This window comes from Burkholderia sp. GW821-FHT14F03, from assembly GCF_058803765.1.
This window is the reverse complement of sequence record NZ_JBXAPG010000066.1, coordinates 18,766-29,127: the sequence shown is the minus strand read 5'-3', so window position 1 is coordinate 29,127 and position 10,362 is coordinate 18,766. Positions and strand designations below refer to the sequence as shown.

Genomic DNA, 10,362 nt, shown 5'->3' with positions numbered 1-10,362 from the left:
GAGACGATCGCATCCTGGGCCGCCGCGTCCTTGCTCTGGGTCCAGGTGTGAGCCCCGTCCATCACCTTCGACGGGCCGCCCGTCGGATCGACCACCGACTGCACCGCGAACTTCGACAGGCCGCCGTCGTCCTTGACGTTGCTGACGTCGATGTTGATGACGTTCGCGCTGCCCGAGGCGACCGTGCGCAGCACCAGGTGCGCGCCGTCAGTGCCGTTGACGACCGTGGCCGTCACGCCCGGGTTCTTTTGCGAGGCGTTGATGGCGGCGGCGATGCCGGCCGGGGTGTTGTTCTCCGGGGTGATGTCGAGCGCCATCGACTTGTCGCCGACCTTGAGCGTCATCGTGCCGGTGCCGAGCTTCTGCTTCGGATCGAACGCGCTCGACACGAGCGTCTGGGAATTCGCGACCTGCTTGACTTCCACCTGGTAGCTGCCGGCCGTCGCGCCCTTCTCGGTGGTGGCCGTCAGGCCCTTGCCCGATGCGTTGACCGCGAATTTCTGCTGCAGCGTGCCGTCGGACAGCGAGGTCAGCGCCTTCTGCAGCGACGTCAGTTCGTTGCGCAGGCGGCCGAACGCGGCGGACAAATCGTTGTTCCGGGTGGTGGCGGCACTGATCGCCACGTTCAGGCCGGCCGTCTTGCCCTTGACCAGCACGGCGACCAGCCCATCGACGTCCAGATTGCTCTTGCCCGTGGCGCCGTTGATGATCGACTGCGCCGCGTCCTGCAGCGCAGAGTTGGAATTGATTGCCGTGTTGTTGGTTAAGCTGTCGATCGCCATGGACTACCCCCGCAAGTTGATTAATCTGACCATTACGACAGTAATTTTCGGAAAGATTAACGTAATACTTTAGCCCTGGATGCGAAAATTTCTGCGTAATCGGCATCCTGCCCTCGTTTTACGCGACGCCGCGTTGATATTTGTCGCTGCAGGTTGCACATTTGGAAACAATCCTGCCTCCTCCGTCCCGGCCCCGGGCGGCCAGGGTCGAGGCGCGAAACCGCCGCGCCCCGACTTCTTTCCCGCCGCTTCGGGTCTTTTTCGCCGCGCAATGTTGCCGATCTCCCTGCATCGGTTCATCCGCCGCCGTCGGCGGCCCGCCGATTGCGCTCGACCAGCGCACGCACGAGCGCCCAGTCCCGGTCGTCGCAGAAATCGAACAGCAGCGTGCCGCACGGGCCCGCGCACGCGGCCAACCGGGCCGCCAGCCGGGCATGGATGCCCACGCTGGCCGCGTCGCCGAGCGCGACCACCGACGGATTCGCCCCCATGCCGGTGCCGCTACAAAAATTCACGACCCAGCGGCCGGCCTCGACGAGCCGCGCCGTGTCCGCCAGCAGCGCATCGATCGCGCGCCACTTGTAATCGAGCGAGGCGCGCACCGGCACCCGGTATTCGTCCTGGATCGAGAACGCCGCGCCGGGCGCGTCGATGGTGAAACTGGCGTTGTCGGGCCACGCCGACGCGTCGAGCCCGAGCGGCTGCCCGCTTGCGAAGCGGCGCAGCAGCACGATCGCGCCGCGCGCCGCGCCGAGCGTCGACGCCACCGGCTCCAGCCGCCAGCGCAGGCGCGCATGGCGCTGCCGGTAAGCCGCGAAGGTCTGCGCGAAGGTCCGAGTGCAGGCGCGCGGACCGCACTCGTCCTTCACCGACATCACGATGGCTTCGCCCGGATGCGCGGCGAGAAAGCGCGCGCAGTCGTCGAGCACGTCGTCGAACATCAGCCCGAGCGGGATGCCGCCATGATTGATATGGAACAGGTCCCGCTCGTGCCGGCAGCGGATGTCGAGCACCCGCACGCCGTGGCGCAGCTGCGCGTCGAGCGGGGCCGACTGGGTGCGGGCGAGCGCGTCGTCGACGGTATACGCACAGGTGTCATGACTCCCGGCTAAGGTAAGCGCCTGGAGCGCCCGGCTGTCGTCGAGCGCCGCCATCCAGTCGGACAGCGGCAAGGAGGCATCGGTCTGGCAATGGGTCATGGAAAATGGCCGGCGATGGCAAGGCGGACCGGCGCGCCGGCACGCGCCGTCCGGATGGATCAATCAATACTTCGCGGGTGCGGCCGCGCGGCGCGTGCCGCGCGGCCGTATCATGTGTCGCCGCCCGGGCGCCGCCGCTGCGCGCCGGGCCTCGCCCCTTCGATCGCGCATGGCTGACAAACCGAACAAGCACTGGGTCACCGCCTCCGACGTCGCGCTGCGCGCCGGCGTCTCCCGCTCCGCCGTCTCCCGCGCCTTCTCGCCGACCGCGAGCATCGCGCCCGAAACCCGCGAGCGCGTGATGCGCGCCGCGCGCGCGCTCGGCTACCAGGTCAACCTGATCGCGCGCGACATGATCACGCAGCGCAGCAGCATGGTCGGCGTCGTCACGGCCGGCTTCGAGAATCCGTTTCGCGCCAAGCTGCTCGCGGACATCCTCACCGCGCTCGGCCGCTATGCGCTGACGCCGCTCGTGATGAACGCCGAGGATCCGCGCCAGATCAAGCACTCGCTCGAAATGCTGCTCAGCTACCGGATCGCGGGCATCGTGATGACCTCGGCCTCGCCGCCGCTGCGGCTCGCGCGCCAGTACCTCGACCACCAGATTCCGGTCGCGATGATCAACCGCGCGTCGAACCTGCCGGGCGCCGACGTGGTCGTCAGCGACAACGCGGCCGGCGCGGCGCACGCCGCCCGGCTGCTGACGCGCGCCGGGGCGCGCCGGCTCGCGTTCGTCGGGCCGGTCGAGACCAGCTACAGCGCACTCGCGCGGCATGCCGAGTTCGCGCGCTTGGCGCCGGAGGGCGGCTTGCCGCCCGTCGCGCTGCTCGATACGCCCGCCGACACTTACGCATCGGGCGTCGCGGCCGCGCACCGGCTGGCCGCGCTCGACCCGCGTCCCGACGGCGTGTTCTGCTCGTCGGACCTGCTCGCGCTCGGGCTGATCGATACGGCGCGCCACCATTACGGCCTGAGCGTGCCCGGCGACCTGTGCGTGATCGGCTTCGACGACATTCCGGCGGCCGGCTACGACACCTATCAATTGAGCACGATCCAGCAGGACACACACGGGCTCGCGAATCAGGCCGTCGACATGCTCGCGGATCGCATCGATGCCTACAGCGGCGATTCCCGCACGCGCGTCGTGCCCGTCACGAGCGTGGTGCGCAAGACCTGCGGCTGAGGCGCGCGGCGCGCCGCTCAATGGACGCGGCGCCCGGTTTCCCGGTCGAACAGATGCAGGTGGGCCGGCGGCAGATGGAGTTCGAGCGCGTCGCCCGGCGTCGCGCGCAGGCCATGCGGCAGCCGCACCGCGACGCTCGCGTCGCCCCACGCGCCGAACGCGAGCGTATCCGCGCCGAGCATCTCGACCAGTTCCACCGGCAGCGCCGCCCGCGCACAGCCCTCGGCACGGCCGAGCCCGAGATGCTCGGGACGTATGCCGAGCACGTAGCCCCGCCCGGGCCGAAGCCCGTCCACCCGCCGCCATGCCTCGGGCAGCGCGAGCGAGGGGCCGCCGTCGACCTCGAACGCCCCGCCGTCGGCCGCGAGCCGGCCCGGCAGCAGGTTCATCGGCGGCGCGCCCATGAAGCTCGCGACGAAGGTGCTGCCCGGGCGCGCATAGATCTGCTCGGGCGTGTCGATCTGCTCGACCCGCCCCTGGTTCAGCACGACGATGCGCTGCGCGAGCGTCATCGCCTCGACCTGGTCGTGGGTCACGTACAGCGTGGTGGTCGCGAGCCGCGCATGCAGCCGCCGCATTTCGACGCGCAGCTGCGCGCGCAGGCGGGCATCGAGATTCGACAGCGGCTCGTCAAACAGGAACAGCGCCGGCTCGCGCACGATCGCGCGCCCCATCGCCACGCGCTGCCGCTGGCCGCCCGACAATTCGCCGGGCTTGCGCGCGAGCAGCGCGTCGAGCGCCAGCATCCGCGCCGTCTGCGCGACCCGCGTGCGGATCGCATCGGGCGCGACGCCGCGCATGCGCATCCCGAACGCGATGTTGTCCGCGACCGTCAGATGCGGATACAGCGCGTAGTTCTGGAACACCATCGCGACGTCGCGATCGCGCGCGTCGATGTCGTTGACCCGCCGCCCGCCGATGCGGATCTCGCCCGAGGTCACGCTGTCGAGGCCCGCCGTGAGCCGCAGCAGCGTGGATTTGCCGCAGCCGGACGGGCCGACCAGCACGACGAATTCGCCGTCGGCGACGTCTAGGTCGATGTGCTGCAGCACCGGCTGCCGGAGCGCGCGGGTCTTGCGAACCGCGTTGAGCGTGAGTGTCGCCACGGGGATTCCTGGTTGTCTGTGCCAAGGCGCCGCGCCCGGCGAAGCGGGCGCGGCGCGTGCGGAGCGGGACGCGGTTGCGTCAGAAGCGATGCAGCATCCCGCCGCCCACGACGATCTGCGTGCGCGTCGACGCGGGCGTGCCATTGAAGCCGTCGCCGACCGAGGCGGTCGCGTCGATGATCTGCGTGCCGTTCGAGCCGATCGTCTTGCCGTTCGCGCGCTGGAACGCCTCGCCCAGATACAGCCCGGTGCGCTTCGACAGGCTGTAGTACTGGGTCAGCGACAGCTGGTGATACTGCGCGGCGCTCGTGATGCCGTTCGACTGGGTCGCGCGCGTGTAGCTGTAGCCGCCCGCGAGATCCCAGGTCGCGCTCGGCTTCCAGTGCAGCGCGATGCCGCCGGTGTTGAAGGTCGCGGTATTGCGGAACGCCGAGCCGGCGCCCGGCAGGTACTGCACGTTCGAATACGACACCGACACGTCCCACGCCGAGGAGAACTGATAGCCCGCCGTCACCGCCACGCGCTGCTGCGCCTGCGCGGTCTGGTAGCCGTTGTTGATCGCCGACACGCCCGGCTGGCCGCCCGAGCTGGTCGTCGAATCCGCGCCCCACGCGCCGCCGCCGGGCGTGGAGTTGTTGACGCGCTGGAAGCCGGCCGCGATGCCGAGCGGCCCGTTCAGGTATTGCAGCGCGGCGCTCCAGGTGGAGCCGCGGTTGACGCTGCCGGCGACGCCGCCCAGCGCGTACGACCCGCTCACGGTGAAGCCGCCGATCTTCGGGGACGTGTAGACGAGCGAGTTGTTCGCGCGGATCGTGGTGTCGAGCGAGTCGATATCGCCCGGGTGCGCGCCGAAGAAGCCCGTGAGCCAGGTGGTCGGGCTGTACGGCGACAGCAGCGTGTAGTACGCCGTGTACTGGCGGCCGGCCGTCAGCGAGCCGTAGACGGGGTTGGTCAGGCCGACCCACGCCTGGCGCGTGAAGATGCCGCCCGCGAACTGCGCGGTGCCGTTGGTCGTGCTGACGCCGGACTCGAGCTGGAAGATCGCCTTCGTGCCGCCGCCGAGATCCTCACCGCCCTTCAGGCCGAACCGGCTGCCGGCCCAGGCGCCCGTCGACATCGTCACGGCCGAACGGCCGCCCGAGGTCGAGCCGCGCGTGGTGCTGCTGTTCTGGTAAACGATGCCGTTGTCGAGCACCCCGTAAAGCGTGACGCTGCTCTGGGCATGCGCGGCGGCGGCCGCGAAACCCGCTGCTGCGAAAACGACCATGCGCTTGTTCATTTATGCTGGACTCCTAATGGTTGTATGGCGGGCGCGACGGCGTCCGGCCGGATTCAGGTGCCTCTCGCGCCCGGACCGTCGCGCGGCCCGGGCTTTGTTCGATCTATTTGAGCCCGCCCGCGAAACCGCGCAGCAGGTAGCGCTGCACGTAGCCCGCCACGGCGAGCGTCGGCAGCGACGCGATCAGCCCCGCGCTCATCAGGTCGCCCCAGTCGATGCCGTTTTCGGTCACGTAGCCGGCGATCGCGAGCGGCAGCGTGAAGCGGCTCGGCGTCGACACGAACAGCAGCGCGAGCAGGAATTCGTTCCACGCGGCGATGAACACGAAGATCGCCGTCGCCATCAGCCCCGGCGCGCACAGCGGCAGCACGATATGCAGGAGACGGCGCGCGAGGCCCGCGCCGTCGAGGCAGGCCGCCTCCTCGTATTCGACCGGCACTTCGCGTACGAACGACAGCAGCATCCAGATCGCCATCGGCAGCGTGTAGATCTGGTACGCGAGCATTAGCCCGGGCAGCGAGTCGAGCAGATGCAGGGTTTTCGCGAGCGTGAACAGCGGCACGGCGATCGTGATCGGCGGCATCAGCTTCAGCGCGAGCACCAGGAGCAGGAACAGCAGGTCGAGCCGCGCCGGGAAGCGCAGCCTGGCGAGCGCGTAGGCTGCCGGAAACGCGAGCGCCAGCGACAGGATGGTCGCACCGCTGCTCACGAGCAGCGAATTCGCGACCTGAACGCCGATCCCGCTGGCCCAGACCGCCGAGAAATGCGCCAAGGTGGGCGCGGCCGGCCACAGCCTCAGCGGATGATCGAGCCGTTCGAGCGTCGGCATGAAGGCCGCGCCGAGCATCCACAGACAAGGCAGCAGCAAGGCGAGCAGCGCCGCGCCGCGCAAGGCGCCAAGCGCCATCCTGCCCATCGCGCGGGCGGCCGGACGCGGCGGCGCGGCCTGTGCCGGCGCACCCATCAGTTGCCCCGCTTGCGAAACGATAGCCATACATATCCCGAGACGAGCACGGCCGACGCCGCGAGCATCAGGACCGCCGCCGCGCTGGCCGGCCCCTGGTTGAAGAAGCGGAAGCCCGTGTCGTAGACATAGGTCGACAGGGTCTGCGTCGCGTTGCCCGGCCCGCCGCCCGTGAGCGCGTAGACCTTGTCGAACAGCTTGAAGGTGTCGATCGAGCGCAGCAGCAGCGCGAGCGCGATCTGCGGCGCGGCGAGCGGCAGCGTGATATGGGCGAGGCATTGCCAGTCGCTCGCGCCGTCGGTGCGCGCGGCCTCGTACAGCTCGCGCGGAATCGCCTGCAAGCCGGCCAGGATGATCAGGAACGCCATCGGCGTCCATTGCCACACGTCGACCAGGATCAGCGACCAGATCGCGAGCTGCGGATCGGACAGCCAGCGCACGCCCGGCAGGCCGACTGCCGCCAGCAGCGCGTTCAGGAAACCGTTGTAGTTGAGCCAGTTGCGCCAGATCGCCGAACACACGAGCGTCGACAGCATCATCGGCAGGATCGCGAGCGGCAGCGCGATGCGCCGGCCCGGAAACACGCGCACGAACAGCAGCGCGAGCCCGAAGCCGAGCGCCACCTCGGCGAGCGAGGCGACCACGGTGAAGTGCAGCGTATTGGCGAAACTCGCCGCGAAGGCGTCGTCGCCGAGCACCGCCCGGTAATGCGCGAGCCCCGCGAACACCGGGCCGCCCGCCCCGCCGCCGCGCAGGAACGAGTCGGCCAGCACCCGCGCCACCGGATACAGCGCGAGCACGCCGAGCACCAGCAGCGCGGGCGCGGTCAGGAACGCGAGCGGCGGGATGCCGCGCAGCGATTTCATCGGTTCGACTCCCGCGTGCGGGACGCGCGCGTCACTGGCTGCCCGCCGCGAGCGCCTGCGCCATCTTCTGCGCGGCCTGGCGCAAGGCGGCGTCCGGCGCGCTCTGGCCCGTCAGCGCGAGCTGCAGCTGGTCGCCGAGGATGCTTTCGAGCTGCTGCCAGTCCTTCACGCGCGGCCGCGCGCGGCCCGCCTCGAGCGCCTTCAACTGGTCCGGATACCAGCGGAACTGCTTGACCAGCGCCGGATCGGCGAACACGCTGCGGCGGGTCGGCGGCAGGCCGAGCGCCGCGAGGCGCGTCTGCGTGTCGCGCGACGTCAGATAGGCCAGGAACGCCTGCGCGAGCGGCGCGTGCGGCGCATCCTTCGGAATCGCCATCTGCCAGATGCCGAGCATCGGCGCCGGGCCCGTCACCTGCCCCGGCGGCGCCTGCAAGCCGATCTGCGCGACGACCCGCGACTGCTGCGGATCGTCGAGCGCCGGAATCCATGCCGGCCACACCTCGATCGCCTGCGCCGCCGCGCCGCGCTGCAATGCGTCGCGCACTTCGGCCGCGCCGTAGACGTCGACGTCGCGCGGCGCCCAGGGCTTGAGCGCGAGGAACGTCTTCAGGGCCGCGCGCGCCTGCGGCGTGTCGATCGCGACCTTGCCGTCGCGGTCGAGCACATCGCCGCCGTACGCCCACAGGATCGGCAGGAAGCCCGTCACGACCGGATTGCCCTTGGTGCCGCGGAACACCACGCCGGCCGTCTGCTTGTCCGCCGTCCCGATGGTCTGCGCGATCTTCAGCACATCGTCCCAGGTGCGCGGCGGCTGCAGTTTGTATTTCGCGAGCAGATCCTTGCGGTAGGCGAACAGCTCGACGTTGCCGACCACCGGCAGCGCATACAGGCCGCCGGACGCGGCGCGGCCGAGCGCGACCGTCGACGGCACGAGGTCCGCGTCCGCGAGCGCCCCGGGCAGCGGCTTCAGCCAGCCGTTGCCGATGAATTCAGGCGCCCAGGTGTCGTCCATCATGATCAGGTCGTACGCGCTCGTCCCCTCGCGCAGCGACAGCTTGAGCTTCTGGTACAGGCCGCTGTTCGGCAGCTTCAGCAATTCGATGTCCGCGCCCGGGTGCAGCTTCGTGAAGCCGGCGACCGCCTCGGCGAGGCCCTTGCCATAGATGTCGTCGCGTCCCGCGATCACGAGGTCCGCCGCGCTCGCGCCGAGGCTCGTGACGGTAAGGGCGATGGCGACGGATAACGCGCGCAGGCGGCTGGACAGTTTCATCGGGTCTCTCTCGGGTGAACGCCGCGTGGCTCGCGACAGGATTGCACACGTGTGCAACGCCGGATCCAACTCACGGCGATCGACACGGGCGCCATTGTCGCGGCCCATCGTTAAAGATTTATGGCATCGGTTTCCTGGAAGTGCGTCGGGAGGTGCGCCGGCCGCCACGCGGCGGCCGGCCGTTCAGGCGCCGGCGCGTGGCGCGCGTTCGAGGGTTTCGCGCGGCGTATGGCCGAATTCGGCCTTGAAAACCCGACTGAAGTGCTTCTCGCTGACGAAGCCGTGGCACCACGCGATCTCCGCGATGCGCATCTTCGGTCGCGCCGGATCGGCCAGGATCTCGCGGATCCGCAGCAGCCGCTCGCGCTGCACGACCCGCATCACCCCGCCCGACGGCGCGAACAGCTGGTACAGCTTGGAACGCGAGATGCCGACGTCCTTGCAGATCCGCTCGGGCGTGAGGTCGGCGCTGGACAGGTTGCTGTCGATGTAGCGCTGCACGCGCTGAAACAGCACCGTGTTGGGCGGCGCTCGCCCTTCGTCGCGCGCGGCGTCGGGCAGCGGGCGCAGCCCTGCCCGCATCAGGCTGTTGGTTGCCTGGATCACGTGCGGGGTCTCCGCCGCGCTCAGGTGCGGCAGATGCTTGCGCAGCGAGCACAGGTAGTCGAACAGCAGTTCGCTCGCGGCGTCGGAGACCTGCAATTCCGCCGCCGGCCCCTCAAGGGGATCCGGTTGCCCGGGCGGCGCAGCCACGCCCGGGTGCGTCGCCTGCCCATCACGGGCCTCGGCGGCCTCGCGGCGCGCGTCCGCCGCGGCAAGCGACCGATGCACCAGCGCGGCGTGCCCCCCCGCCGCCTCCAGGGCCGCCCCCGGTTGCCCAGCATCCTGCTTAGATATGTCGTCCATTGACGGTACCCCAGCCTGTCCGGTCGACAGCACGGAGCGGGCTCTCAGCCGCTGCGCACGCCGGCAGGCATCGTTTCCTTTCTTCATTGCGCGCACTGCGTCGTCGCGCTTGTCATGTGGAATGTGATGCCCCGCTCCAGATTGAAACCGGCAACGAAGCCCACCGCCCGCCCACCTGTGAAAACCCCTTCGACTTACGCCCAATCACAATAAAACATGTGCAGATCGCACCGCGACTTTGCATGTCGAATTGCCCGGGATAATCGCCCACGGGATTAACTTCCGCTCGCTTCCACTTAACTTTGTTTGATATGACACGTCTGAAAACAAGCTTTCAGGCGACTTGAACCAGATCCGATGACTATCCTTCCATGCAAGGAAATATTCTGACACGGAATGCTCCGTTGTGATCAGCCCCGAAATAAAACCGAGCGAACATCCCAGAAATGAGGCTTCCCATCAATTATCTGCAATAGCAGTCCAGCCTTCTCGCATTGGAATTCTCATTTAACGATAGGATTCCAAGATACTCATCTGCCGCGGGACGGCGGGTCACCAAATCTGGACGGGCGGACACCCCGCCGCGACGAAGAGATTTTATTATCCCGATCCACGCAAGCCCGATTGAAGCGGCGGTAATTAAAGGATTAATCCTGATTCGCCGACCGGATAAACATTCAGCGCTACTGATGGGAAAGCGGTTTTGCGCATCATGCGTTGCCAGGATCCCGACAAGGGCCCCGATCGAAATCGCAAGAACCGCCGGTATGCATCGCGCCAATGGCTATGGATTCCTAATGAATAACC

Annotated in this window: 9 protein-coding genes; 1 reads left to right on the top strand and 8 read right to left on the bottom strand. The window is 68.7% G+C overall.

All coding sequences use genetic code 11. The annotated features are described in order from the left end of the window. Positions 1 to 782: flagellar cap protein FliD N-terminal domain-containing protein (locus AC1RQF_RS30340; RefSeq protein ID WP_492873765.1), on the bottom strand; the 782-nt coding region annotated here is incomplete at its 3' end. A 296-nt stretch (positions 783 to 1,078) separates the two neighbouring features. Beyond that, a complete protein-coding gene (locus tag AC1RQF_RS30335) occupies positions 1,079 to 1,981 on the bottom strand; it encodes a phosphatidylinositol-specific phospholipase C (RefSeq protein ID WP_273996029.1) in 903 nt (300 codons plus the stop codon). 169 nt (positions 1,982 to 2,150) lie between these two features. Between AC1RQF_RS30335 and AC1RQF_RS30330 the strand changes: the two genes are divergently transcribed. Beyond that, on the top strand, positions 2,151 to 3,164 hold the full coding sequence (locus AC1RQF_RS30330; RefSeq protein ID WP_273996031.1) for a LacI family DNA-binding transcriptional regulator: 1,014 nt from the start codon (positions 2,151 to 2,153) through the stop codon (positions 3,162 to 3,164). A gap of 17 nt (positions 3,165 to 3,181) precedes the next feature. Here AC1RQF_RS30330 and ugpC read toward each other — a convergent pair whose 3' ends face one another. From ugpC to AC1RQF_RS30300, 6 genes are all read right to left on the bottom strand, one after another. Further along, positions 3,182 to 4,270, bottom strand: coding sequence for a sn-glycerol-3-phosphate ABC transporter ATP-binding protein UgpC (gene ugpC / locus AC1RQF_RS30325; RefSeq protein WP_273996032.1), 1,089 nt, complete (start codon positions 4,268 to 4,270; stop codon positions 3,182 to 3,184). 79 nt (positions 4,271 to 4,349) lie between these two features. Further along, positions 4,350 to 5,549, bottom strand: coding sequence for a porin (locus AC1RQF_RS30320; protein WP_273996033.1), 1,200 nt, complete (start codon positions 5,547 to 5,549; stop codon positions 4,350 to 4,352). A gap of 103 nt (positions 5,550 to 5,652) precedes the next feature. Further along, positions 5,653 to 6,465, bottom strand: coding sequence for a carbohydrate ABC transporter permease (locus AC1RQF_RS30315; protein WP_273998350.1), 813 nt, complete (start codon positions 6,463 to 6,465; stop codon positions 5,653 to 5,655). A gap of 47 nt (positions 6,466 to 6,512) precedes the next feature. Further along, positions 6,513 to 7,379 carry a carbohydrate ABC transporter permease gene (locus AC1RQF_RS30310; RefSeq protein WP_492873761.1) on the bottom strand — a complete coding sequence of 289 codons (867 nt, stop codon included), beginning with the start codon at positions 7,377 to 7,379 and terminating at the stop codon, positions 6,513 to 6,515. Positions 7,380 to 7,410: 31 nt separating this feature from the next. Next, on the bottom strand, positions 7,411 to 8,649 hold the full coding sequence (locus AC1RQF_RS30305; protein WP_492873759.1) for an ABC transporter substrate-binding protein: 1,239 nt from the start codon (positions 8,647 to 8,649) through the stop codon (positions 7,411 to 7,413). A 183-nt stretch (positions 8,650 to 8,832) separates the two neighbouring features. Next, positions 8,833 to 9,588, bottom strand: coding sequence for a helix-turn-helix domain-containing protein (locus AC1RQF_RS30300; protein WP_492873757.1), 756 nt, complete (start codon positions 9,586 to 9,588; stop codon positions 8,833 to 8,835). Positions 9,589 to 10,362 lie beyond the last annotated feature (774 nt).

Coding starts and splice junctions, on each gene's coding strand:
- AC1RQF_RS30335 (WP_273996029.1), bottom strand. CDS start 1,981: ATGACCCATTGCCAGACCGATGCCTCCTTGCCGCTGTCCGACTGGATG.
- AC1RQF_RS30330 (WP_273996031.1), top strand. CDS start 2,151: ATGGCTGACAAACCGAACAAGCACTGGGTCACCGCCTCCGACGTCGCG.
- AC1RQF_RS30320 (WP_273996033.1), bottom strand. CDS start 5,549: ATGAACAAGCGCATGGTCGTTTTCGCAGCAGCGGGTTTCGCGGCCGCC.
- AC1RQF_RS30315 (WP_273998350.1), bottom strand. CDS start 6,465: ATGGGCAGGATGGCGCTTGGCGCCTTGCGCGGCGCGGCGCTGCTCGCC.
- AC1RQF_RS30310 (WP_492873761.1), bottom strand. CDS start 7,379: ATGAAATCGCTGCGCGGCATCCCGCCGCTCGCGTTCCTGACCGCGCCC.
- AC1RQF_RS30305 (WP_492873759.1), bottom strand. CDS start 8,649: ATGAAACTGTCCAGCCGCCTGCGCGCGTTATCCGTCGCCATCGCCCTT.